The following is a 24,982-nucleotide window of genomic DNA, read 5'->3' as shown; positions in this document are numbered from 1 at the left end:
TCTCCACTGCAGGGATGGGTACCAGTCTCCGTATCCAGACCGCTCTGGATACGGGACTAGCTTACTGCACTTGCACTGTTTGCTGCAAACAAAGGAGCAGGCTGCTCCCCAATCCAGACATCAATGCTGATGGTCACCATGCCCGGCGTGCGAATGCCCACCAGCGCCCGCAGCACCGGCTGGTGCGGCCATGCGCACCGGCACCTGCAGGCTCAGGCGTGAGACAGCGCCCTTGGCATCTTTGAACACCAGCGTGATGGGCACTTGCGTATCTTTGACCAGCGGCGCCTTCAGCTGCTGCAGCATCAGGTGGTAGCCACCGGGCTTGAGGTCCACCGCCACGCCCTTGGGCAATTCCAGAGCCTCAATGGCACGCATGCGCATCACATCGCCGTCCATCTTCATCTCATGCACCTCGGCCACAGCGGCGGCAGGCGTTTCCACACCCACCAGCTTGAGCGGCTCTTCGGCCGTCAGCCGCATGAAGACACCCGAAGCCTGCTGCCCCTGCACGCTGGCGCGAGCCCAGACGTTGTCAGCCTTGACATGGGCGGCATCGGCATGGGCGATGGCCGCCCCGGAAACCATCAACGAACCCACGAGGGAACCCAGAGCCAGCACGGTAAAACGACGCATATTCATGAAATCTTCTCCATTCAAATTCAAGATCAAATCAGGCCTCAGCGCTTATCAATAAAGCGCTTGAAGCTATGGTTCTGAGAGTTTCAAACGGCGGTGCACGCACGGGCGGCAAAAGGCGGACAAAGACCCGGCTGACGGCTGGCGCCCACTGCGGCGCAGTCAAGCTCGCACCGAGCCAGCTCAGACGCTGCTGGCGCGCAGGTGGCGGGGCCAGCAGCGGCAGGCACAGCGCGCAATCGAGACCATGCGGCAAGGCCGATGCTTCGTCGCTGGCAGGGCTGGGAACCCAGTGCGTGGCACCTGTGGCGCTGCATAGCGCCTCCCAGCCCGCCGGCGGCGCGGTTCTGGCAAACGGTGCCGCCACACTGGTCAGCAGCACGCACAGCCAAGCCGCCAGCACCCAGCGGGTGAGCGGCCCCGCAGCGTTCTGCGGATGATGGGAGGTGCGCCAATGCATGCTGCGATTGTAGAAGCCGTCCCGGTATCCGCTTGGTGACGCTAGTCTGGCGGCACTTGCCTCTACCATGAGGCTTCCAACCACCTATTTCAGGAGACAAGCATGCTGACTCTCTGCGGCTTTTCGGCCAGCAACTACTACAACAAAGTCAAGCTGGCCTTGATGGAAAAGCAGATTCCCTTTGCCGAAGAACTGGCCTGGCTGGGCAAGACCAACCCCGCTGAATCGCCGCTGGGCAAGGTGCCATATCTGCGCACCCAACATGGAGCCATCAGCGAATCCGATGCCATCATTGAATATGTGGAGACACTGTCCTCCAACGTGCCGCTGATACCCGCAGACCCCTTTGCCGCCGCCAAGGTGCGCGAACTGAGCGTGTACCTGAACCTGCACCTGGAGCTTGTCGCCCGCAACCTCTACCCGCAGGCCTTCTTCGGCGGCAAGATCAGTGATGCCACGCGCGACAAGACGCTGGAACAGCTGAAAAAGAACATTGCCGGATTTGCCCAGCTGGCCCGCTTTGATACGCCCTTTATCGCTGGCGACACCTTCAGCATTGCCGACTGCAGCGCCATCGTGCACCTGCCCCTCATCAGCAACGCCAGCAAAATCATGGGCGGCACCGACCTGCTGGCCGAGCTGCCTGTAGCCGACTACCTGGCCCGTATGAGCGAACGCCCCACGGTGCAAAAAGTCAACGCCGATCGCAAAGCCAACACGATCGAGCTGATGGAGCGCGTCAAGGCACAGTCGGCACGCTGATTGCCGAGAATCTGAAGCAGGCAATGCTACGCTTGCAAGCATTATGCAAAGCCTGTTTCATCTCGCCTATCACGTCACCGACCTGGACGAGGCCCGCCGCTTCTACGGCGGCATCCTCGGCTGCCGCGAAGGCCGCAGCACCGACACCTGGGTCGATTTCGACTTCTTCGGTCACCAGATCTCCCTGCACCTGGGCCAGCCCTTCGCCGTGGCCAACACCGGCAAGGTCGGCAACCACATGGTGCCCATGCCCCACCTGGGCGTGATTCTGCTCAAGCCCGACTGGCTGGCACTGGCCGAGCGCCTGAAGGCCGCCAACACCGAATTCATTCTGGCGCCGCAGGTTCGCTTTGAGGGTGATCCGGGCGAGCAATGGACCATGTTCTTTACCGACCCCAGCGGCAATCCGATTGAGGTCAAGGGCTTTGCAAACTGGGAAGCGGTGTACGAGCACTGAGTACATTTGCGCACACAATGAACTTCAAAGCTTGGATGCTGAGCCAAGGGCTCTCCACATCAACGGCAGAAAAGTATGCTGGAGCAGTCACGGGTCCGCTAACCGATTGGGGCTTGCGCAGTGGAGTACTGCAAAGACCATTGATTGCGATGGAGTCCGCTGCAGATTACAAGGCAGCACACGAAAAAATCGTGAAACTGCCTATTTTTCAAGAGCGCAATCAACGTGGACACGGCATGTACGCCAGCGCTTTAGAAAAGTATGCCAACTTCCTGCACGAGGTCTTACAACAGAATGTCGAAACTGATATCGCCGTCGTTTTAAGCGATCCCAACATCAGTCCGACGGAAAAGCTAGAGCTGGTCAACGCCCGTATCGGCCAAGGCAAGTTTAGGCAAAAACTCATACTTCACTGGAAAGCCTGCGCGGTCACTCAGTACACAGAGCTGCGAATGCTTGTTGCCTCGCATATCAAGCCTTGGAACACCTCCTCTAATGGGGAGCGCCTTGACCCCTTCAACGGCCTTCTGTTGATACCGAACCTTGATCGCGCATTTGACCGCGGGTTGATTTCTTTCAAACCTGATGGCTTGATCTTGATCTCACCGCTGCTCATGGAGCCTGAAAAGCTTGGTATCTCTGCGGACATGAAAGTACCGCTGCAAGATGCCCACCAGTCATATATGGCACATCACCGCGCCAAAGTCTTTCTCTCAAAATGACAAAGCTTGCAGCAAGCACATGCGCAGGAACAAACCCTCACGCAAGCGCTGAAACCCATGGCCGCTCCCCGCAAGGCACTTCCAGACATTGATCCGCAGCGCTGCACGGGTTGCGGCTGGTGCATAGGCGTATGCCCGCCGCATGTGCTGTCGCTGCAGACTCAAACGCCTACCGGCTTCGGCCCCAAGCGGTCCACCCTGCACGATGAACCAGGCTGCACAGGTTGCGCGCTGCGTGCCGTACGCTGCCCGTTTGATGCCATTCAGATGGTGAAAATCATCAAGCTGTAGCGGGCAGAAAATGCGAACGGAAGCTGATTCTGTCCTCGCATCAATGAGACGCAGTGCCCTCCAAAAACCCCAGCAAACCGCTGCTGCGCTGCGTAGGGCTGCCCATGGCCGAGCCCAGCAAGCCCGGCACTTCGGACCATAGCGAAAACGCCTTGCGCGCCCGTGTGATGCCGGTGTAGACCAGCTCGCGGCTGAGCACGCTGCCGCCTTGCTTGGACAGCACCAGCGCCGTGTGTTCAAACTCCGAACCCTGGCTTTTATGCACCGTCAGCGCAAACGCGGTTTCCACATGCGCCAGGCGTGCGGTGCTGACGTGGTGCAGCTGCTCGCCCTGCAAAAAGTACACGCGCAACCGCGCCGGGTCAGCAAAGCTGGGCAGGGCCATGCCGATATCGCCGTTGAACACGCCCAGTTGGGCATCGTTGCGCGTCACCATCACCGGCCGTCCCATGTACCACTCGCCTTCTTTACGAATGGCGCCGCGTTGATGCAATTGCGCCTCTATGGCGCGGTTCAGGCCGGCCACGCCCCAGTCACCCTCGCGCACGGCGCACAACAGGCGATAGCGGTCAAAGGCGGTCAGCACCGCCTTTACCCAATTCTGGTGTTCCGCTTCCGCAGCAAAGCGCTGGCCCCGGCCCTGTGCCAGCACTTCGGTATACAGCGCATAGCTGGCAGTGTTGCCACGGCCTTGCACGGCGCTGCGCACCACCGCATCCACCGCGCCGCCTTCGCGCGCCCATAGCTCGGCGTTCAGACCCGATTGGGTTTGCGCATTCAGCAACGCCGACGCACCGGGGGCATCGCCCGCATTCACAGCCAGTGCCAACTGGCCGATGGGGCCGCCAAAGCGCCGGCTTTCACGCAGCATGACGGTGTGCTGGGCCAGCGGCAGCGCCGCTGCACGCGCCTTGAATGAATCGGGCAGGACTTGGCCCGCTACGCGTTCGGCATAAGCCAGCGTGTCGGCGGTGTAGTGGCCTTGCTGCGCATCGCGGCACAGGTCACCCAGCACGGCACCGGCCTCGACCGAGGCGAGCTGGTCTTTGTCTCCCAGCAGAATCAACCGCGCCGTGGACGGCAGGGCTTGCAGCAGCGCGGCCATCATTTCGAGATGGATCATGGATGCCTCATCGACGATGAGCACGTCCACATCCAGCGGGTTGCCCGCATGGTGGGCAAAGCGCCGCGTATCGGGCCGCGCCCCCAGCAAAGAGTGCAGCGTGCGTGCCGCGCCCATGCGTTTGACCAGTGCTTCCAGATCCAGGTCTTGGCCCACCGCGCCCTTCAGCTCCAGCAGCGAGCTGTCGATGGATTGCTTGAGCCGCGCCGCCGCCTTGCCCGTGGGCGCGGCCAGCGCCACGCGCAGCTGACCCGCATCCGGCGCGGTAGCAAACAGCAGCGCCAGCAAGCGGGCGGCGGTATAAGTTTTTCCCGTGCCCGGCCCGCCGGTGATGACGGACAGCCGCCCGCGCAGCGCCAGCGCGCAGGCCAGTTTTTGCCAGTCCACCCCGTCAGCAGAAGCGTGAAAAAGACGGTTCAACCAGTTGCGCACCAGTGGCTCGTTCACGTCGGAGCCAGCCATTGCCGTGCGCTGGGCGATGTGCGCTGCCACATGGCGCTCGTAGTCCCAGTAGCGGCGCAAATAGAGCAGCGGCGCAGCACCATCGAGCAGCACCAGCGGCTGGCCTTGACCCTCGGACGATTCGCCCGGCGTCACCACCCGCACCACCGGGCTGCGACGCAGGGCCTGCAACCAATTCCCCAGCCTGGAAGGCAACTGCTCCCACAGTGATAGCTGCACAGGCATAGCTTCTTTGGGCCAGCCCAGGATTTCATTGGGATTGTGCGCCAGCGCCTGCAGCGGCAGGCAGCTGTGGCCCCGCCCTTCCATCTGCGCCAGCACGGCAGTGGCGATCAGCAGCGCAGGTTCGGCGTCTGCATCTTGCTCGGCCACAAAGGCGGCCAGGGCGCTGTCCAGCCGGCGCAGCAAGCCGGCATCGGCCAGGCGCTCCAGCACTGCCAGCAGGTCAGCGGTCGTCAGGGTGATCGTGTCGCCGTCTTCGGTGGCGGCCGTTGATGCGGCGGTGGCAAACAGGTCCAGCGTTTGCAGATCGGCTTTGCGGCGGCCCTTCATGGCTGCACCTCCTCGGGGTGTAGGGTCTCGTCACTGAGCAACGCGTTCAAGCCATCGAGCAGCGCCAGCGGCGGTGCCAGCACATGCATGCCGGCGGCGTCGCCGTCCAGCCCACGCATGAAATAGTAGAGCGCGCCGCCCAACTGCTGGGTGGGGTCGTAGCCATCACCCAAACGGCTTTGCAGCAGGCGGTGCAGCGCCAGCAGGTAGAGTGCGGCCTGCACGTCGTAACGATGCTCCAGCATGGCGTGGGCCAGTGCATCGGGCGTATAGGCCGCCGCTTCTGTGCCCAGATGGTTGGTTTTGTAATCCAGCACCCAGTAGCGCCCACCGTGGCTGAAGACCAGGTCGGCAAAGCCCATCAGCATGCCGTGCAGCTCACGCTCGGGCAGAGAAGGGCGAGGCTGGCCCGGCAAGATGTGCTGGCGACACAGAGCATCGATGCGCTGGGCCGACAGGCGCTGCGCAGGCAGCCAGAACTCCATCTCGGGCAGCAAGGCGTCGCCCTGCCCCAGCTGAGCCAGCGATACGTCAATCGGTGCCAACCGCTGGTGCACCGCAGCGCGCAGCCACTGCAAGGTGTCTGCCGCCTGCTCTTTGCGACCTGCGCGTTCACAGCGGCGCAGCAGGCGCGCGGCCAAGGGTTCGCTGGCCTCGGGGTCCCCCTCGGCTTGCAGTGCAAAGTCTTCGCCCGCCAGCCATTCCATCTGGTCATGCAGAAAATTTCCCACCACGGGGCCACGCATAAAACGGTGCCACACGGCTGCATCGCTGCGGGCACCCCCAGCCAAGGGCATGGCGGTGATGGCGCTCAAATCCAGCACGCCGTCGCCTGCGCTGTCGGCCTGCAAGGCGCGCTCATCTTCGGCCGGGTTTTGTGCGGCCACAGGCAGCACCGGCAAGCTGGGCGCGGCCATGGCGCGGGTCAGCGACGAGAAACTGCCGATGCCCCAGCGGCGGTCAAACTGGGCGTTGTACAAGGGGGCATCGATTAATGCAGGCAATGCGCGCGCTGGCACATAGCGGCTGGGAACGGGCAAATCGGCCGGCAGATCAATCACCGTAATGTGCGGGCAGCTGTCGCTCAACTGCTGCACGCTGGTCCGCCAGCCTGCTACGGATTGTGAAGCACCACCCGCAAGCAGGTAGCCCGCTGCACCCTGTTGGTTCACACAACTCTTGCTGCTACCGCGCTTCATCGGAGCCAGCCCCATCCACAACGCATGGCGCGGGCGGGTCAATGCCACGTACAGCAGGCGCAGGTCTTCGCGCAGACGCTCCTTGTCGGCCTGCTCCAGCTGCGCATCGCTGTAATCCAGCACCAGCTCACGCGCCGGCGCGCCGTCCACCAGCACGGGCAGCGACAGGTAAGCCGCCTTGCCGTCCACCGGTCGAAAGCTGCCCCCGAACGGCAGGCAAACCACCGGATATTCCAGCCCCTTGCTCTTGTGCACGGTGACGACCTTGACCAGATCGGCGTCCGATTCGAGCCGCACAATTTGCGCATCGCCCGTCGCCCCCGGCGTTTCGATCTGCGTGGCCAGCCAGCGGATCAGCGCCTGCTCGCCCTCCAGCTGGGCGCTGGCGCTTTGCAGCAGTTCGGCCAGGTGCAGGTAGTTGGTCAGGCGACGCTCGCCCCCCATGTCAACCAGCCAGCGCGCGGGCAATTCAAAGCGGTACAGCGTCTGGCGCAACATAGCCAGCACGCCCAGCCGCAACCAGAGGCTGTGCAGCTCTTTCAACTGCTCGCTGCGCGCATCAAAGGCCTCATCGTCGCTGGCCAGCCAAGCCAGTTCGTCAAACGACAAGCCCATCATCTGTGTCGCCAAACCAGCGCGTGCGGCCAGCCCATCCAGCGGCGTGGCCACGGCGCGCAACCACAGCAGCAAGTCTTGCGCTTCGTCGCTGGCAAACACCGAGTCCTGGTCGGACAGATAGACCGATGCCACATTGCGTCTGGCCAGTGCGCGGCGCACGGCGGCAGCTTCTTTGCCGGTGCGCACCAGCACGGCGATATCGGCCGGGCGCATGGGCTGCAGCGGCTTACCGTCTTCTGCAAAGCCTGTGCCTTCGTCCATCAGCCACTGCACGATCTGGCTGGCGCAAAACTCCGCCCCACGGCGGCGGATGTCGTCGTTGCTGAGTGGTGCTCTGGGTTCATCGGCGCCTTCGTCCCACGCCACCGTCAGCGCGGCCATGGGCTGGCTGCCTTGCACCAGTATTTCACGGCGACCATTGGCTTTGACTGGGTCAAACGGCAGCGGACTCGATGCTCCTGCGCGGAACATGAAGGCGCCTTCTCCATCCCGCGTTTCGGCCTGCACAAACCACTGGTTGACGGCATCGACCAGCGCCTGTGTCGAGCGGAAGTTGGTGTCCAGCACATAGTGGCGGCCCTCGGTCGCCGTGCGGGCCTGCAGGTAGCTATAAATGTCCGCACCGCGAAAGCCGTAGATGGATTGCTTGGGGTCGCCAATCAACAGCAAGGCACTTTCCGGGCTGTTGTATGCCGTTTGATAAATCTGGTCAAACAAGCGGTATTGCAGCGGCGAGGTATCTTGAAACTCGTCAATCAATGCCACCGGATACTGGGCCAGGATGCTGGCGCGCAGGGCGGGGCCGTTGTCGCCTGCCAGCGCGGCGTCCAGCCGCTGCAGCATGTCGGCAAAGCCAAAGGTACCGGCCTGGCGCTTGAGCCACAGCAGGCGCTGCTGCACATGGACAGCGGCATGCAGGCGCAGCGCCACGCCAGGGGCAGGCAAGGCATCCAGTGCTTGCAGCAACTGCGCCAGCTCCGCAAATTCGGTGGGCAGCAGCAAGTCCATGGTCGAGCCCTTGAAGGCCTCGGCCATGCCTTCGGGGCACAGGCGCTTGCGGGCGGAATCGCTCAGCTCCAGCGGCTGGTTCAGCGGGTCTTGTGCCCACGCAGTAATGCGGGCGAACCAGTCTGTGTAGTAGCGCGCCTGCAGCTTGCGCTTGTCCCATAGCGCGCCGCGGCCATCCAGCTCGCCTTCCACCCAGTGCAGCAGTCGCTCGGCCTTGCCCACCCAGCCATCGGCTAAGCCTTGCAACGTCTGGATCCGCACTGCTTGCGCCTGCGCAATGCAATCGGCCAGCGATCCGGCACCTGCCGCAGCCGGTACGGTTTCGCGCAGCAGCGCCTGCATGTCTTTGACCAGCGCATGCACGTCGGGCCATACGTTCAGCGCAGCTTCCAGCACTTCGCCAGACAGTGGGTAGCACTGCTGGCGCCAGTAGTCCTGTGCGGCCTCGGTCTGGCGCTGGCTTTCATCGGCCTCCAGCGCTTCATCGAACAGGTTGCCGCTGTCAAAAGCGTGTTCGCGCAGCATGCGCTGGCACCAGGCATCAATGGTGTGGATGGAGGCATCATCCATGCACTGCGCAGCCATATCGAGCCGCCATGCGGCAGTGTTGCGCGCATTGCCTTCGGGGTAAGCATCGCGCAGGTCACGCAAAAAGGTATCGTGCACAGCCGGTTCAGCCTCGCCACGAAAACACAGCACGGCCTCAATCAAACGGGCGCGAATACGGTCTGAAAGCTCACGCGTAGCCGCACGGGTGAAGGTCATGACCAGAATATCGGGTGGCATCAGCGGTCGGGTAAAGCCTTCTGCATCGCCGTGGCCCAACACCAGCCTCAGGTAGAGCGCGGCAATGGTCCAGGTCTTGCCCGTGCCCGCACTCGCCTCGATCAGGCGCGATCCCCAGAGCGGGAAATGCAACGGCTGCAGCACATGGCCGCTCGATGGATGGGCGCTCATGCCTGCTCTCCTGCGTTTTCGTTCGTGGTGAAGGCAGGCAAGGTCTCGGTGTGCACCTGGCTGGCCAGCCAGTCATGCAGCGGGCCATAGACCGCCTTGGCCAGCCCATGAAAGCGCAAATCTGCCGTCAGCGCTTCCCAGCCCGGGTAGCAGCGCGCCCAGCTGGGGTCTTCGCGTTCACCCGCCACCATATAGCCGCCTTCATAGGCTTGCATGGCAGCCAGCAAGTCATCCTTGCCTGCTGCCATCGCGCTTTTCAACGGCAGTGGCAGCGGGGCGCTCTGTCCTTCCAGCCACAAGGCCATCAGCGCCAGCAAGCGGGTGCGGGCCTCTTCGGCCTCCAGCGGCTGCACCCAGACAATGGTGTCGCGTGCCACCACCCCCATCAGCGTGTCTTGGCCGGTAGCGGACAGAGCCAGACTGCGCACATACACGGGCAGCAGCTTGGCGGCCTGCAACTCCCCCTTGCGGTTGAGCAAAGTGCGTGGCTCCAGCGCCAGCCAGCAGCGGGCAAAGCTGTCGCACTGGTCGTCTGCCGCAGACTCGCCGCGCTCTTGCAGGCCATCAATCCAGTCATCCAGCAAAAGCCCGCCTTGCTCCATCCGCAAACGCTGGCGCGGCGCAGCCTGTGGCCACCGTTGCATCTGTTGCTGCCAACCCAGCAGCGATGGCGTGGTCTGCGCCTGCAAGGCCTCGGCCTCACGCACACCCAGCCCCGCCAACGGCAGCGCGCCAGCGCGGGCCAGGCGCTGCACCTGGCTGTGCACTTGCGCGCTCACATCGACCTGCATGCTTTGGGCCAGCTGCGTGCGCACGCCTTGCTGCAGTTGCTGAATCAAGGCGTATGCCGTCAGTCCATCGACGCTGAACAACTCGTCGTCTTCCACTACCTCGTCCTCTTGCTCAAAACGCACCAGCAGGCGATTGCGCAAAAAGCTGCGGGCGGGGTTGCGCAAAAAGTCGGTCAGGCGCGCCAGTGTCAGCGGGACGTCGGGGTCGGGCTCGAACGCGGGCACGACGGGCACGGCCTGCGCTTCGCTCTGCGCGTAGGCCCCATACCATTCACGGGCGAAGGTCGAAAGGCCCGAGGCCTGTTCGAAATAACGGCGGCTGAAAGGCTGAAGCGGGTGCTGCTGCGTGCGCTGGTCAAGCAAGCTGCCACCACCCTCCCCCTGCCAGCCCTGCGCCAGATAGTCACGCAGCTGCGAGACCAGCACCGAAGGTGGCTGCACGCTGTTGTCGCGCACATGACGGCCAGCCCAGCTGATATAGAGCCTGCGACGCGCGGATAGCAGCGCATCCAGCATCAGCTGGCGGTCATCGTCTCGGCGCGCGCGGTCACCGGGACGCTGCTGGCCCGGTTGCGCCATCAGGTCAAAGTCCACACGTGTGGCACGGCGCGGGTAGTCCCCGTCGTTCATGCCCAGCAAGCAGACCACCTCAAACGGAATGGCGCGCATGGGCATCAGCGTGCAAAAGGTTACCCCCCCGGCACGGAAACGCTGGTTGAGCGCTGGCTCGGACAGCGCTTGCAGCCAGGCTTCTTGCGCCACTTCCAGCGGAATAGCTGCATCAAACCCGGCTTGCTCGCAGGCGGTCTGCCAGCTGACCAAAGCCGCATCCAGTGCAGACACCAGCGCCTGGTCTTCATCGGTCTGAGCCACAAAGAAATCGTCCAGCAGCGCACGAAAGCGCTGTGCCCACACATCCGGTACCGCAGCAACGCCCGCCGCTTGCCACCACTGCAGCATGCGCGCCAGCAGGCTGGCCAATGAGCCCGCCAAATCAGCCGTCAGGCCACCCACTTCGTCGTACGGCTCCATGCCCGCAAAGGTCTGCCCACCGGCCTCGCCGTCGACACCCACCGCCGGGCCGCTGGCGTAACCCAGCAGCATGCGGCGCAGGCCAAACCAGGCGCTGTTCGGGTCGCCACAAGCGGCCAGACCCAGCTGCGCACGTTGACCATGGTTGAGCCCCCAGCGAATGCCCGCACCCACCATCCAGTGCGTGAGCTGGGGCAAATCATGGGCATCGAGCCCTACACGCGCCGCCACGGCGGGCACATCCAGCAGGTCGCACAGCTCGCTCAAGCGGCAGCGCTGCTGCGGCAGCTTCAGCAGCCATTGCAGCGCCGTCACCAACGGGCTACTGGCGCGCGCCCCCACGTCGGCAATGTCGAACGGGATATGACGCGCATCATGACGGCCGTACTGACCAAACACAGCACGGATGGCGGGTGCGGCCTCTTCAATGGAGGGCAGCATCACCACGACATCGCGCGGCGCCAGCGCGGTCTGGCCCTGCGTGACTGGCTGGGCCAGCCAGTGCAGTAACTGGTCGTGCAGCACTTCCAGCTCACGCACCAAGCCATGGGTCTGGTGGAAGACGATGGACTGGTCGTCCGCCGGAATCTCCCATGGCGGATGTTCAGCCATGGGCACCAGGTCGCGAATGCGCTGCTGCACCTGCACCAGCAGCGGCGCGTCGGCCAGATCGTTGGCATCGGACTCGTCATACACATCCACGCGCGGCCAGTTCCATTGCACGGCGGTATCGCTGGTGGTGTCGAAGGCATCCAGCTGGCGCACGTAATCGCGACTCTGCCGGCCCCAGGCGGCCAGCAGCGGGTGGGCATGGGCGTGCATGGCTTCGAGCGAAATCTGCGCCAGGTCCCGCCCACCTTTGTTGGCATGGCGACGGCGCTGCTGGCGCAGCAGCTCACGACCGTCAATGGCATCGGCCCAGTGAAAACGGCAGGGGTTGGGCACAGCAATCAGCACCTGACTGTGCTGGGCAATGCCGCTCAAAAATTGCATCAGCGACAGCGGCATCTGGCTCATGCCAAACACCACCACGCGGCGCGCCAGCGGCGTCACCGGCGGCTGGCCGCTTTGCAGCGCGCCCAGAATGCGCGCCAACAAGGCGGGGCGGGTGGCTGCGCGCTCGGTGTCATTCAGCTCAGCCAGCACCTTGCGCCACAGCGAGGGCTGCCACAACTGGCCTTCTGGCACCGGCAAATCGGGGCGACCGGGGGTGCACAGTACATTGTTCCCTCGCTCCCAGGCGGCCAACCAGTCAGCGCGGTAGATCTGATACTGGTCAAATAAGTCGGCCAGCTTTTCGGCCAGCTGCAGCAAGCGCTGCGGCTCACCAGGGCGCAGAAAATTGGCGATGGGGGTGAATTCAGCCTCTTCCAGACACAGTGGCAGCAGTCGCATCAACCGCCAGATCATGGGCGTCTTGTCCAGCGGCGATTCACGGGGCACCTCGTGCTTGCCCAGAATCTGCCGGTAGCTGCGCCACACAAAACGCGCGGGAAGCTCCACCTGCGCAGCTGCGCACACGCCCTGCTCTTCGGCCATGCGCATCTTGAACCACTCGGCCATGCCGTTGCTCTGCACCAGCACGATTTCGGACTCGAGCGCCTGCAGCGGGTGGGCAGCCAGCCAAGCCATGACCGTGTCAGCCAGCGTCTCGGTTCGATTGCCGTGCAGGGCGATCAGGCCCGGCTGCCAGTGACTTGCCGATTGCGGCGCTATTGATTGCTGCTGTGCTGCCACACACGCTCCTGTGCTTGTCTGTGCCGATGAAGCTGCAAGCTTAACGGCTGGCGACTGACGGGAGGTGTCACAGATTCGCTATCAAAAGAAAAGCTGGTTGCGCACACCAACAAAGCGAACTGGGGCTGAAACACCTTGAAATCAAGCCAAAGCAAGCGCAAGCAGCTCTGCTTTTTGCTGCCCACGACCCAGACTTCCGCTCTGGGCTTGCGAACATTCGAGGCGGCAATGAGAAAAGCCCTGGATCATTGCTGATCCAGGGCTTTCAATTTGGTGGCCTGGGACGGAATCGAACCGCCGACACAAGGATTTTCAATTTTTTGAACCCCAGGGGGAAGGATTCAGACCAGACATCTATCTGCCAAGTGTCATGGAAGACATACAAGAGTCACAACCCAAGGCCGCAAAAGAGTTCACCCCACACGAGCAATTGGCACCCATTTGGAACAGGAAAACAACCTCGTCTCCCAGCCAAAAACCGGACATTTTCCGGTCACATATCCTTTTTCTATTACTAGATAAGTGCTTGCTCGCACACATCACTCACCTGACCGATTTGAGCATCAAAAAATCTCCGGAAGAACACCGCAAGCATTCTTCTTGGCATAAGCGTCATTTCCCCTCGAGTGTTGATTTCCACGCAAACTGCCCCGCGAATGTGACTATCGCCAGATGCTCGAGACTGAAACAAATTTTCAGCAAAAGTCAAAGCGAATAAGACATGCGTGGCCTGGAGAACACCACGATGAACCTCGTCATGCGACTCGAGACAGGTGAGACCTCGCACACTTGATGCCAAGTCAACTTCATGTGGCCATCCTCAACGAGCTCAGCGAAATAAGCCAACCCAGACGGCAGTCATTGCATAACGCCACGTGGACTTTGGCACGTTCGCTTTAATCCGGATATATGCCACAACATCGTCAGAAATAAAATGTATCATTTAGAAACTACTTGTTTTAATTTTAAGCTAGATTTCCAAAATGAAAAGACTCGCTAAGCAAGCGCTCACAATCTCTATTCTCCTTGGTGCGATATCGGTTCAAGCACAAGAAGCTGTGACTGCAGATTTGGATAGCTGCATCAGCTCCGAAAAAATGAGCTCCACTGCAAAAGGTGCTGCAATTGGTGCCGTGACAGGGTTTCTTGGTGCTCTTGCTTCAGGCAAGCAAGATAAGGCAGCTCAATTGGCTTTGGCTGGTGCAGCAGTCGGCGGCATTGCAGGCTATGCAAGTGCCTACTACAACGCAGTTGCAACTTGCATGAAGAAAAACCCAGCTTGGATACCAGAGTCCAACATCGAACGCAAAGGTAACTACAAAGCCATTGTTAAGGAGTTCAAATATAAGCCATCCCAAGGAGATATCTTTACCGTTCGCCCTCTGCAAATGCCTGCAACTATCTCGCAAGGCCAAAATCTTGAATTCCCAGCAAAATTTGTGGTCCTGACACCGGATGGCGGCGAAGCTCAGGCTCGAATCACTCGGAAGCTTTTTGTTGTTGAAGGCGACAAAGAAACCGAAGTCCCCTTCCCTGGTCACAGTACAACTGATCGCGTGCTCGAGAATGGTGAGCATGAAGAGTTGATCCACATTCCCATGGGAGTTGATGTTCCTGCAGGTTCAAAATTCCGTTTTTCCTACAGTGTCTCTGTCAAGGGTCTGCCCGCTAATTCCGCCAGCGGCATTACGGTAGTCAAGTAAATGCTGAAGACCACTAAATTTACTCTGATCGGTTTGGTGGTCGCCGCGTTGACCGGCTGCGCAAACCAGTCGATGCCAGGCTACCAGCAGGTCTATCAAAGCTACCAAATCCCAGATACCCTGATGCAAAGCGTGCAAGCCCGCTTCAAAGCAGAAGGACTTACCAGCGCAAAGGTTGCTCGAGATTCTGTTGGCCGCCTGCGCTTAGTCGGTAACTATCAGAATGATGACGAAGTAGAAAAAGCCTTCATCATCGCTCAATCGATTGTTGGCATTAAATCGACTTCTCCCTTCTACCCTGAAGGAGTTCAGAAATCCGCTTGGAATCGTGAATCAGCTACTGCTGTATCTAATTTTTTCAAAAATAAAAAATTACAAAAAGATTTACCACCTGGAAAGAAAAAAGCCATCGTTATTGGCATTAATAAATTTTTGGATAGCGCTCATTTGACCGATATTCAAGGTGAAGATGATGCCCGCCTGATGGGCATCATATTGGCCAATTATGGCTATGAAGTTATTTCTGTCTTGGGAGAGAAAGCAACCAAGACCAATATTGAGACACAGATTGCAAAGGTCAATGCTTCTTTGCAGCCAAATGACAGTCTTTTCATTTATGTCTCAAGTCACGGGAATCCCCCAACACCGACACCAGAAGGCAAGGATGATCGGAGAATGTCAATCGCGGCTTATGACTCCGGCAACACGCATCCAAGCCAGTCTGTTGGACAAGATAAAACTTCTTATTTGCTAAATCTGCAAAAGACGTCAGTCAAAGACTCACTTATTCAAAACTTGGCTCAAAAGCCAACCGCTGTAACGCGTGTGATTGTGGATACCTGCTATAGCGGAGAAATCCTCAAAAACACCCCCTCCATTGGTTCCAATTACCAGAACTTTATAAGCTCTGGAAAATTTGAAAAAGAGTCCGTTTCAATTGCTTCTTGGAGTGGAGAAAAATTTACAAGCAAAGGTATTTCTTTTATTGAAGATTCAGAAAAACCAAAAGTTTCCTCAGCAAATACCGGCGATTTTTCTTCTCGCAAAAATTACACATTTATTACTGCAACCAGTGCGGGGGAACTTTCTTATGGCCCATCACCAAGTATTGGTACCTTTAATAGCCCACTGAATCAATCAGATGCGCTACGGGGCTCTTTTTTCACTCAATCGTTCATGGCTTACCTGAAAAATTACTCAGGGGATATTTCCAAGGCCTTTGAATCCTCTCGCCATTTCACTTCTTCCAAGGTCCTCACACAGAACCTCAAGCAAACACCTCAGCGCTTCAGCACTATCGCAGTCAATTTGGACAACATCGTTTCCAATTAACATCAGAGAAATTCATGTCTAAAAAATTCATTAAACAAGCGCTGGCCATTGCGACCATGGCGGCCTGCATGGGTGCACAAGCACAAGAGCCTGCATTTGCGGCCAAATCTTTGTTCTTTGGCGAAGATGGCAATGTCCAGGCTGTTGCAACCAGCAAGGTTGAAAGCGCACCCAATGCGGTTGCCTCGAAAGAGGGCAAAACCATGGTCGTTTCAACCACAGAGAAAAAGCAAGTTGAGCGGAAAAAAGTCGTTGCGAAAAATTCCACGAAAGCCCAGCCCATTGGAGCAGCTTACTTTGTGCGCCTGAAGCGCAATAACGCTGCGCCACAAGATGTCTTGGCAACGCACGCGTTCCAAACTGGTGACAAATTTCAAGTGGGTTTGAAGGTCAACCGGCCCAGCTTTGTTTACATTTTCAACGAAGCGCCCGATGGCCAGATCACCATGCTGCATCCGCGTCCCGGTAAAAGTGCCGCGATTGACGCCATGGGCACGGTTTTTCTGCCAGGCAACGGCAGCTTCCAATTTGATGGACCTCCCGGCACGGAAAAGCTGCTGGTTCTGATGTCTCCCGACGAGGTCTTCCAGCCCAATACGGTTTTGCAGAAAATGAAGCCCGACCTTGTCACCCGCACGGTGTTGCCTCCGCCCTCCCAGCCGTCACCTGCCCACGCCAATGCTTTGGCAATAAGAACGTCAGCGCCAGCACAGAACAACTGCAGCTACACCGTGGCAGATGCGGGCAACTTTGCCAGCAAAGCCATTGTGTTCACTGAAGAGCCCCATATCGCTGCTACAGCGAATGACTGCCAAGTGAATACCACGCCAGCATTTGCCTCAAAGGCCATTGTTTTTGCCGATGACCCACAACCGACGGCAGGCCAGCAAGTGGCCAGCTATGTGGTCAAGCCCGAAGGCACCAAGGGACAAGAGCCCCTGCTGCTGAAAATTCAGCTCGCTCACCACTGAGCAGCGCTAGATACCCCCATGCATTTAACGCCCCCTTCTGCTGTGGGGCACATTTGTTGAAATCACATGTCAAACAATCACCTCATCGTTGGCTTGGGCGGCACCGGCGGCAAAGTCGTTCGCGCACTACGCAAAATCGTCAAGACCCATACCGATGGAAATGGCGTCAGTCCCTCGGAAGCTAACTTTGAATACGTCTATTTAGACACCTCAGAAGGCCTGCTCCACGAAACCGATCAATGGACAGTGCTGGGGCAAGACTGCTCACTAGCGCGCGCTCAGATTGGCATCTATACCGCCAGCGGCGTACGCCCAATCTTGCAAGATCCAGACTCCTATCCCGGCATGAAGGAGTGGATTGAACCGCGCAAGGTTTTTGATTTCATTGATGCTGGCACAGCAGGGGCTGCACAAAAGCGCAAGCTTGGTCGCTTGGTGTTTGCCCAAAACGCCCGCATGATTTCGCAGCTGCTGGAAGAGCGCCTGCAATCCCTGGAAAGCAGCAGCAAAACTGCGCAAGCCACTATCCACATCATCTGCGGTTTGGCTGGCGGCACAGGAAGCGGCTTTGTGGCAGACACCGTCGCACAATTGCGTCGCCTGCGCCCCAATGATGCGGACTTCCGCATCCTTGTGTACGCACTGTTGCCTGACGAGGGCTCGACCTGGGTCAAATCCGTCTCGGGCTTTGGCACGTACTACGCCAATGGCTATGCAGCTATTTCCGAGCTCAACGCCATGGCTGCACGCCGCTACCACCCGATCAACGTACTGGACGGCTCACGCATGAGCGGGTCTAAGTACTTCAACGGCTGTTACTTGGTGAATAACATCAATGAAAACCGCGTTCGCTTTGGCGTACAAGATGATGTGCCTCACATCATTGCGGAGTTTCTGTACCAAAAAACGCTAAACAAGCGCTGGGAAGCCTTGGACCGCATCGAGAAGGGCGAAAACGACACCAATTTCATTGAAATGGATGACGGCCAAGCCGCGCGTGCCAAGCTGTTTATGAGCTTTGGTATCAAGCGCGTCGTAGTGCCCGAACATGAAATCAAGGAATATCTGGCGTACGGCTTTGCGGAGCAAGCAACCCGACAGTTGATGTTCAACAACTTCCGCCAAGGCGAAGGCTTTGCCGACGAGCCCATCTATAAAGACTGGGGCGCAGAAGTTCGCAAGCCTGAAACCCGCGAAAACTTGCTCATCAGTGATGCCCACCTCACGCTGGATCGCGGCATTTTGGAAGACGATGCCAAGGCAGGCTGGAAACTGATTGACGAGTACTGGCCTCAAGTAGCCGCTACTTTGGAAGAACAGATCAAAGCCGACAAGACCATCAAGGAAGCGGAGTGGATTCGCTCACTTCGCGTGCGCTTGTCGAGCGTGTATGACGAGACTTTTCGTCGCTTGGGCGGCGTGCGCAAGTTCTACGAAATCAAGTCTCAAGCACGCCTGGAGATGGCGCGTCACATCGCCAGACAAATTGAGCGTGACTTCTTCAGTCGCTGGAATATTGGCGAATTGTCTTTGCTGCAACTGCGCCAGTACGTCGATGCGATCTTGGATGATCTGACACAACGCAAGAAAGAGTTTGAAGACAAAGCCCAAACCAGCTTGGCGGCCATGCAACGCCTCGAAGAAGATTTGCAGCGCCTGGTCAAAGACTTCAACGACGTTGGCACGCTGGGGCGTCTCTTCACCGACAAACGCGATACACGCTTTGCAGAAGCGCGCGAAAAACTGCAACTGCTTTTCTCCAAGAACACCTGGCGCGAAGGCTATATGTTTGGGCATCGCCTCATCCCGCTTCTGCTCGATGAGCTGACAGTCTTGCGCGGCAAGATTGATCAAATTCATGTGCAACTGAGCGAAGCTACCGACAGCATTCATACCGAGCAAAACAGCCGCCTGCGCACCGACAAGGAAGAGGTCTGCCAGACCCGCATCTTTGAAATGAATGCCGTGCGCGATCTGCTGCGCCGCATGACGCTGGATGAGCGTGGCCAAATTGAACGCACACAACGCGTGCGCAAAGCCATCGTCGCGCTGGCGGGCGTTGAGGTTGATAGTTTCGAGAAACTGGCAGCTCGCCTGAACCTCAACAATCTGATTACGACCCTGTCACAGCAAGCCGGCGAGATCACCGACGCCGCGCACACAGAACTGGCACACAGCGCACCCGTGATGCACGTCAACATCATTGAGCGCCTCTCACGCCAATATGCAGTGGACTCTCAGCCGCTGAACCACTTTGTGGCCGACCTGTACCGCGAGGCAGGCAATATGGTGACATTCAACAAGGCCGAGATCGAACGCCGCGTTCCCGGCAATGAATCTGCCAGCGCCGGTCTGCAGCAAGCCATTTGCGTGATGCTGCCCGAGTGCGAAGATCAGCGCGAGTTCCGCCAGCACCTGCACAAGCTCTTTATTGACCAGAAGGATGCTGGGGCGTCTAACGTGTCCGTCATTGAAGGCCCGCTGAGCAACGAGATCGTCATCATCAAGGTCTCCTCACTCATGCCTGCTCGCTTTGTGGATGCCATGAGCTTCCTGAAGAGCCACTATGACGGCCTGTGCAAGATCCCTGACGAGCAAGTGCTACTGCACGGCGAAGGAAACGGCAGCAAGCTCCCTCCTCTGTTCGCCCCCACAGGCGTGCAATTGCAAGCACGCCGACAGCGCAAGCCATTTTTGATGCTGGCGCGCTTGATGGGTTTGCTCAAAAACCGCGAAAACCCCACTACAGGCATGCCAGAGTGGTTTATTCAAACCACGGACGCTGACGGCCTCATCTGCATCAACGTCTTAAGCGGCGGCAATTCTTGGGAAAAGGTCTGGGAAAGCGAACAAACGCTCGCCTTGCAGCAAAGCATTGAAACTGCCGTCAAAGCCGGCATTACCAGCGACTTCGTACACAAAGAGAAAAAAGATGAGCTCTACCAGCAGTTTGTGAAACACGTCAATGCGCGCCTGGAGCAGGCCAACCACAACGCAGAAGATGCCCAGTATCAAGAGCTGCGCGCCATGATTCCCCAAATCAAGGAGTTGGCCGGCATCCGTGCTGAAGCAACTGCCTAAGTCCATCACAAAAGAAATCATGTATCAATATAAATGCAAGTCCATTGGCGACTGCTCTGTGGCTAATAGCGGCGAGTACGTCAAAAGCGAAACCATGCTCAACGACCCTAAGTGCAGCGACTGCGGTTGTGCGCTAGAGCTTGTCGAAGGCAGCGGCAGCGGCGGGGGCAGCAAGAAAAGCGGGGCCTCCCCGAAGCTGGGGCCCATGATTGCGGCAGGCATTGCTGCCGTGGCCATCGCTGGCGGAGTTTCATGGTATTTGCTGGGCAGCAAGCCTGCCCAGAGCATCGCCATCATCCCCCCTTCCGCTGAAATAATGGTGGAAGAAAAAGTGGTCACACCCACTGCAGAAACAGCTTCAAGCGGCCTAGCTCCTTCTGAGACCGAAACCTCTTTGGCGCGACGCGATGCCGACGAAAAGCTACGCCAAGGCGAATTCAGCGAAGCTGAGCGAAAAGCGGCCCGCTCAGCAGCCCTCGAGATGATCAAAGCTGCTGTTGCCAAGATGGGACAAGGCGACCTCAACGGCGCAGAGAAAGAGCTTCAACAAGCAAAGGAGCGTGATGCCACTGAACCGTTGATTTACTACAACTTAGCTATCGTGCACCTGCGCCAAAACCAACCCGAAGAAGCACTGCGCCACATGGAAGCCTCTTTCATGGCTGGCTTCAAGCACTTTGAAGCCATGGACCAAGACACCGATATTGACCCTCTTCGCAAATCGCCCAAGTTTCAAGAACTGTTAAACATCTACCGCAAAAACGTGTGATGAAAAAAATCCTGCGGGCATTGCCATTTACCATCCTTTTGGCTCTGGCGGCCTGCGGGAAAAACCTTGAATCTCGCATAGTTGAAGGCCACTGGGTTGCAGAGAATTTCCGCTTTTACGGTCTCAAGCTACCTATTGGCCCCGATCTGCAAATTGACGCCAAAAGTCTAAGCTTGAGCACTGGCTTGGAGCCGATTCCTTTAAACGCTGTAGAGGTTGATGGCAACGAAGTCACTCTTCAAACGTCTTTAGGGGTCGGCCTCGTTTTCAATTTTGAAAACGAGAACAGGATGTACTTCACCATCCCGATCTTGGGTGACCGTATCTACTATCAGCGCCAGCTCACTCCGTCTGTTATGCAACGCGACGTCCAGCAGGAGTCCCCCACAAAGCGCCAACCAAGCCAGGCAGAAGTAGCGACTTCCAATCAAACGCCTCGTGCACTGAGTCGCCCAGAACCAACGCTTCATACCGAGCACACAGCCTCACTAGCCACCTCACCATACCTACCAGCAACTCAGCCACAACCCAGCTACTTCACGCACGCGCTTGATTTGGTGCAAAAAAATCGCGTCAACGAAGCCATCCGTGCGCTCTCGGCAGCCCTGCAAAACACAGAAATTCAATGGAAAGAAATTGAGGCTGAGCCAGCCTTTTCTCAGCTCATTGAAGACCCACGCCTTGAGGTTTTGAGACAGAGATGGCAATCCAAGCCCTGAGAAGCTCTCACTGGACATCTGTAACCAGTACCTCTGTCAAATTAAGAACTCAAGTTCTGGATACATAAGCGCCATCGTTTCTAGCAGGATGGGCCTGAGACCGCGCATGTCATCCCTCGGGCGAAGCATCAGCGCCTTCCTGCTCCACGCACCCAGGCTGTCAACGGTTGAGAATTTGCGTTTTTTTTGCCTGAAACTCTTCCTCTGTAATGACGCCGCTCTTTCTCAGGTTATCTAACCTGATGAGTTCGTCAGACGAGCTTGCACTCAGGCCTGAATCTGTTTCAGTTTTGGAGATGGCCGTACTGTTGTTACACAGGTTCTTATAGACGCCAATTGCCACCAGAATGAGAGCGCCCGCAAAGGCCCCCTTCACAGGTCGCATGAACGGGATGAGCAATGACGCGCACAAGCCAATTACCGCGCCTACAACAGCATTTTTAAAAATGTCGTACTGGCTGATTTTTCGCAGATCCACACTTGCCCCTAGGCGTTTAAAAATTGATTCGAGATGTTATCGGAAACCGGTACACCCTTCAAAGTAGATCAGCCAACCTCTCTTATCGCTGACTAGCGGTTCGTCATCACTGAACTCATCCGTGCTGCCGTGCGTGCGACCGGAGACCATAAAATTTGGTTTGCTTGTGGTCATGGGTTGTATTGATAACCGGTCACTCAGCGTGTTGATTTCCACCCAGAAGTGACCCACTAGCCCCCGGTTTTTCCATCTCAGTCTGATCCACGCATTAACCCTAGCCTGCTGCTTTCTTGTGCAGTAGGAGACCAGGAGTGATTGACGTGGCTACTTTGAGTGTCATCAGACGCTGGGCTCTACGTGAGCACCTGTCCATCCGAGAGATCGCCCGCAGAACCGGGCTTTCTCGCAATACCATCCGCAAGTATTTGCGCTCCGACGTTGTGCAACCTCAACTTGCACAGCGCACCATTGCCACCAAGCTCGACCCCTTCGCCAGCAAGCTGTCAGGCTGGCTGCGTACAGAAGTCAACCGCTCTCGCAAGCAGCGGCGCACGATCAAGCAGATGTTTCTGGACTTGGAGGCGTTGGGCTACACCGGCTCCTACAACCGAGTCGCTGCCTTTGCCAGAGTATGGAAGGCTCAGTGTCATGCGGCGGAGCAGACATCAGGGCGAGGCGTTTTTGTGCCCCTGGTCTTCGGCGCTGGAGAAGCCTTCCAGTTTGATTGGAGCGAGGATTGGGCTGTCATTGCGGGTGTACGCACCAAGCTGCAAGTGGCTCACTTCAAGCTCAGCCACAGCCGAGCCTTCTATCTGCGGGCCTATCCCCTGCAAACCCATGAGATGCTGTTCGATGCCCACAACCGTGCCTTTGCGGTGTTTGGAGGCGTCCCTAGGCGGGGGATCTACGACAACATGCGCACAGCCGTCGATCGTGTCGGCCGTGGCAAGCTCAGAGAGGTCAACGCCCGCTTCAGTGCGATGGCCAGCCATTTCCTGTTCGAGGCACAGTTTTGCAATCCGGCCTCGGGATGGGAGAAGGGACAGGTCGAGAAGAATGTTCGGGACGCTCGCCATCGTATCTGGCAATCTGTACCAGCGTTTCCGACACTCAGAGCCCTCAACGATTGGCTAGAGCAACGGTGTCAACAGTTATGGCAAGAGATTGCGCATGGCCAATTGCCTGGCTCACTTGCTGATGTGTGGGAGCAAGAACGCTCAACCTTGATGCCCATGCCTCGGCCGTTTGACGGCTTTGTCGAGCATGCCAAACGAGTCTCTCCCACCTGCCTAGTTCACTTCGAGCGCAATCGATACAGCGTGCCGGCCTCTTATGCCAACCGGCCTGTGAGCTTGCAGGTGTATGCCGACCGCCTGGTCGTCGTGGCCGAAGGCCAGTTCGTCTGTGAACACCCGCGCATCATTGAGCGCAATCACCAAGGCTCTGGGCGTACGGTCTATGACTGGCGTCATTACTTGGCCGTATTGCAGCGCAAGCCCGGCGCATTGCGTAATGGTGCTCCGTTCGTCGAACTGCCAGATGCGTTCAAGCGCCTGCAAGCACTACTCCTGAAGCAGCCCGGTGGCGACCGTGAGATGGTGGAGGTGCTTGCCTTGGTGTTGCAGCACGATGAGCAGGCCGTCCTGGCCGCTGTCGAGTTGGCTCTGGAGGATGGCGCACCCCGCAAGACCCACATCATCAATGTCTTGCACCGCCTCATTGATGGAACACCGGAACCTGAGCCCATCCATTCACCCCAAGCCTTGGCCTTGATCGTTGAGCCCCAGGCCAACGTCGTGCGCTACGACCAACTCCGACAGGTGCGCCATGCGTCATGACCCCGCCATTGCTGCGATCATCATCATGCTGCGCCAACTCAAGATGTTTGGCATGGCCCAGGCCGTGACAGAACTTGCCGAGCAAGGCTCACCAGCCTTTGAAGCAGCACATCCCATACTCTCGCAACTGCTCAAGGCCGAGAGCGCAGAGCGAGAAGTGCGCTCCATTGCCTATCAGCTCAAGGTGGCCAAGTTCCCTGTCTACAGAGATCTGGCAGGCATTGACTTCGCACACAGCGAGGTCAATGAAGCCTTGGTGCGCAGCCTTCATCGCTGTGAATTCATCGAGAAGGCCAACAATGTGGTGCTTGTCGGAGGCCCCGGTACTGGCAAGACGCACATCGCTACGGCCCTGGGTATTCAGGCCATTGAGCACCACCGTCAAAGGGTGCGCTTCTTCTCTACGGTGGAATTGGTTAATGCCTTGGAGCAAGAGAAAGTACAAGGCAAAGCCGGACAGCTCGCCCACAGGCTGGTGCATACCGATCTGGTGATACTCGAGGAGCTGGGCTATCTGCCCTTCAGCTCATCTGGTGGTGCGCTACTGTTTCATCTGCTCTCAACGCTTTACGAACGCACCAGCGTAGTGATCACCACCAACCTGAGCTTCAGCGAATGGGCCAGCGTGTTTGGGGACGCCAAGATGACCACCGCATTACTGGACCGCCTGACCCACCACTGCCATATTCTGGAAACAGGCAACGACAGCTACCGCTTCAAGCACAGCAGTGCAGTCCAACAACCGCCCATGAAGAAGGAGAGAAACAAAACCTGATCCACATCTTGAGCCTTGCGGCTCAAGCCAAAGGGTGGGTCAGTTTGAGATGGAAATTGCGGGTCAGATTTGCGTGGAAATTAACACTGAGTCACTCATACGATTTTTCATTTATTGTTTCATGGCAATGCTTCTGTATCTTACCCATCTAGTACCGAATGAATGACCTAGGTCTTGTTGAAATAGGCAACCAGCTGGGCACGAACTATCAAACTTGCGCGAACTGACGCACTCGGAAAAGCAATTCGAGCTGCAGGCTCATTCCTTGCAACTGCCGGAGCCCAACCGTTCGCGCATCGGACATAGCTGTAAGCGATAGTCCCAGCATTGCACCGGGAACCAAGGATTTTTTTCCTCAAGCACAAACAGAAAAGCCCTAGATCAGAAATGATCTAGGGCTTCATGTTTGGTGGCCTGGGACGGAATCGAACCGCCGACACAAGGATTTTCAATCCTCTGCTCTACCGACTGAGCTACCGGGCCTTTTATTCAGCGCATGTGTTCGC

General features: G+C 58.1%; 18 protein-coding genes and 1 tRNA gene. 12 read left to right on the top strand and 7 right to left on the bottom strand.

What is annotated here, in order from left to right:
• Nucleotides 1–120: 120 nt before the first annotated feature.
• Complete coding sequence (locus tag CLU84_RS21155) at nucleotides 121–642, bottom strand: copper chaperone PCu(A)C (RefSeq protein WP_099740100.1); 522 nt, start codon at nucleotides 640–642, stop codon at nucleotides 121–123.
• A gap of 31 nt (nucleotides 643–673) precedes the next feature.
• Nucleotides 674–1,099: a DUF2946 family protein gene (locus CLU84_RS21150; protein WP_233210329.1), complete on the bottom strand. Its 426-nt coding sequence runs from the start codon at nucleotides 1,097–1,099 to the stop codon at nucleotides 674–676.
• A 102-nt stretch (nucleotides 1,100–1,201) separates the two neighbouring features.
• On the opposite strand from CLU84_RS21150, the gene CLU84_RS21145 reads away from it, so the two are divergent.
• Genes CLU84_RS21145 through CLU84_RS21130 form a run of 4 tightly spaced genes read left to right on the top strand, consistent with a single transcriptional unit; the run spans nucleotide 1,202 to nucleotide 3,331 of the window.
• Nucleotides 1,202–1,861: a glutathione S-transferase gene (locus CLU84_RS21145; RefSeq protein WP_099739938.1), complete on the top strand. Its 660-nt coding sequence runs from the start codon at nucleotides 1,202–1,204 to the stop codon at nucleotides 1,859–1,861.
• A gap of 43 nt (nucleotides 1,862–1,904) precedes the next feature.
• Nucleotides 1,905–2,318, top strand: a complete 414-nt coding sequence (locus CLU84_RS21140; protein WP_099739937.1) for a VOC family protein — start codon at nucleotides 1,905–1,907, stop codon at nucleotides 2,316–2,318.
• A 17-nt stretch (nucleotides 2,319–2,335) separates the two neighbouring features.
• Complete coding sequence (locus CLU84_RS21135; RefSeq protein ID WP_233210328.1) at nucleotides 2,336–3,040, top strand: HNH endonuclease; 705 nt, start codon at nucleotides 2,336–2,338, stop codon at nucleotides 3,038–3,040.
• A gap of 57 nt (nucleotides 3,041–3,097) precedes the next feature.
• Complete coding sequence (locus CLU84_RS21130; protein WP_099740097.1) at nucleotides 3,098–3,331, top strand: ATP-binding protein; 234 nt, start codon at nucleotides 3,098–3,100, stop codon at nucleotides 3,329–3,331.
• Nucleotides 3,332–3,371: 40 nt separating this feature from the next.
• Here the strand turns inward: CLU84_RS21130 and recD are convergent, their stop codons facing one another.
• The 3 genes from recD to recC are packed head-to-tail and all read right to left on the bottom strand — an operon-like array spanning nucleotide 3,372 to nucleotide 12,810.
• Nucleotides 3,372–5,468 carry an exodeoxyribonuclease V subunit alpha gene (gene recD, locus CLU84_RS21125; protein WP_099739936.1) on the bottom strand — a complete coding sequence of 699 codons (2,097 nt, stop codon included), beginning with the start codon at nucleotides 5,466–5,468 and terminating at the stop codon, nucleotides 3,372–3,374.
• Nucleotides 5,465–9,250 (bottom strand): exodeoxyribonuclease V subunit beta, encoded by a 3,786-nt coding sequence (gene recB / locus CLU84_RS21120; protein WP_099739935.1) that lies wholly within the window; start codon nucleotides 9,248–9,250, stop codon nucleotides 5,465–5,467. Before recB ends, recD begins: the two co-directional genes overlap by 4 nt.
• Nucleotides 9,247–12,810 (bottom strand): exodeoxyribonuclease V subunit gamma, encoded by a 3,564-nt coding sequence (recC, locus tag CLU84_RS21115; protein ID WP_099739934.1) that lies wholly within the window; start codon nucleotides 12,808–12,810, stop codon nucleotides 9,247–9,249. The genes recB and recC overlap by 4 nt, the downstream gene beginning before the upstream one ends.
• A gap of 983 nt (nucleotides 12,811–13,793) precedes the next feature.
• On the opposite strand from recC, the gene CLU84_RS21110 reads away from it, so the two are divergent.
• The 6 genes from CLU84_RS21110 to CLU84_RS21085 all read left to right on the top strand — a co-directional run bounded on the left by CLU84_RS21110 (nucleotide 13,794) and on the right by CLU84_RS21085 (nucleotide 21,385).
• Nucleotides 13,794–14,513: a hypothetical protein gene (locus CLU84_RS21110; protein WP_144445482.1), complete on the top strand. Its 720-nt coding sequence runs from the start codon at nucleotides 13,794–13,796 to the stop codon at nucleotides 14,511–14,513.
• Complete coding sequence (locus CLU84_RS21105; RefSeq protein WP_099739932.1) at nucleotides 14,514–15,845, top strand: caspase family protein; 1,332 nt, start codon at nucleotides 14,514–14,516, stop codon at nucleotides 15,843–15,845.
• A 14-nt stretch (nucleotides 15,846–15,859) separates the two neighbouring features.
• Nucleotides 15,860–16,816 (top strand): DUF4384 domain-containing protein, encoded by a 957-nt coding sequence (locus CLU84_RS21100; protein ID WP_099739931.1) that lies wholly within the window; start codon nucleotides 15,860–15,862, stop codon nucleotides 16,814–16,816.
• A gap of 66 nt (nucleotides 16,817–16,882) precedes the next feature.
• A complete protein-coding gene (locus CLU84_RS21095) occupies nucleotides 16,883–19,897 on the top strand; it encodes a tubulin-like doman-containing protein (RefSeq protein ID WP_099739930.1) in 3,015 nt (1,004 codons plus the stop codon).
• A 229-nt stretch (nucleotides 19,898–20,126) separates the two neighbouring features.
• Nucleotides 20,127–20,666: a tetratricopeptide repeat protein gene (locus CLU84_RS21090; RefSeq protein WP_158235250.1), complete on the top strand. Its 540-nt coding sequence runs from the start codon at nucleotides 20,127–20,129 to the stop codon at nucleotides 20,664–20,666.
• Complete coding sequence (locus CLU84_RS21085; RefSeq protein ID WP_099739928.1) at nucleotides 20,666–21,385, top strand: hypothetical protein; 720 nt, start codon at nucleotides 20,666–20,668, stop codon at nucleotides 21,383–21,385. Before CLU84_RS21090 ends, CLU84_RS21085 begins: the two co-directional genes overlap by 1 nt.
• 160 nt (nucleotides 21,386–21,545) lie before the next feature.
• Here the strand turns inward: CLU84_RS21085 and CLU84_RS21080 are convergent, their stop codons facing one another.
• Nucleotides 21,546–21,863, bottom strand: a complete 318-nt coding sequence (locus CLU84_RS21080) for an SHOCT domain-containing protein (protein ID WP_199173814.1) — start codon at nucleotides 21,861–21,863, stop codon at nucleotides 21,546–21,548.
• A 311-nt stretch (nucleotides 21,864–22,174) separates the two neighbouring features.
• Between CLU84_RS21080 and istA the strand changes: the two genes are divergently transcribed.
• The gene (gene istA / locus CLU84_RS21075; protein ID WP_099735609.1) at nucleotides 22,175–23,701 is read left to right on the top strand and encodes an IS21 family transposase; all 1,527 of its coding nucleotides are present in this window, start codon (nucleotides 22,175–22,177) and stop codon (nucleotides 23,699–23,701) included.
• Nucleotides 23,691–24,476 carry an IS21-like element helper ATPase IstB gene (gene istB, locus CLU84_RS21070; RefSeq protein WP_099735610.1) on the top strand — a complete coding sequence of 262 codons (786 nt, stop codon included), beginning with the start codon at nucleotides 23,691–23,693 and terminating at the stop codon, nucleotides 24,474–24,476. The genes istA and istB overlap by 11 nt, the downstream gene beginning before the upstream one ends.
• A 407-nt stretch (nucleotides 24,477–24,883) precedes the next feature.
• Here the strand turns inward: istB and CLU84_RS21065 are convergent.
• Nucleotides 24,884–24,959 (bottom strand) — tRNA-Phe (locus CLU84_RS21065).
• Nucleotides 24,960–24,982: the final 23 nt, after the last annotated feature.

It is taken from the genome of Comamonas sp. 26 (assembly GCF_002754475.1).
GTDB lineage: Bacteria > Pseudomonadota > Gammaproteobacteria > Burkholderiales > Burkholderiaceae_C > Comamonas.
The sequence above is the reverse complement of the archived record's forward strand: the minus strand, read 5'-3'. Positions and strand labels throughout refer to the sequence as shown.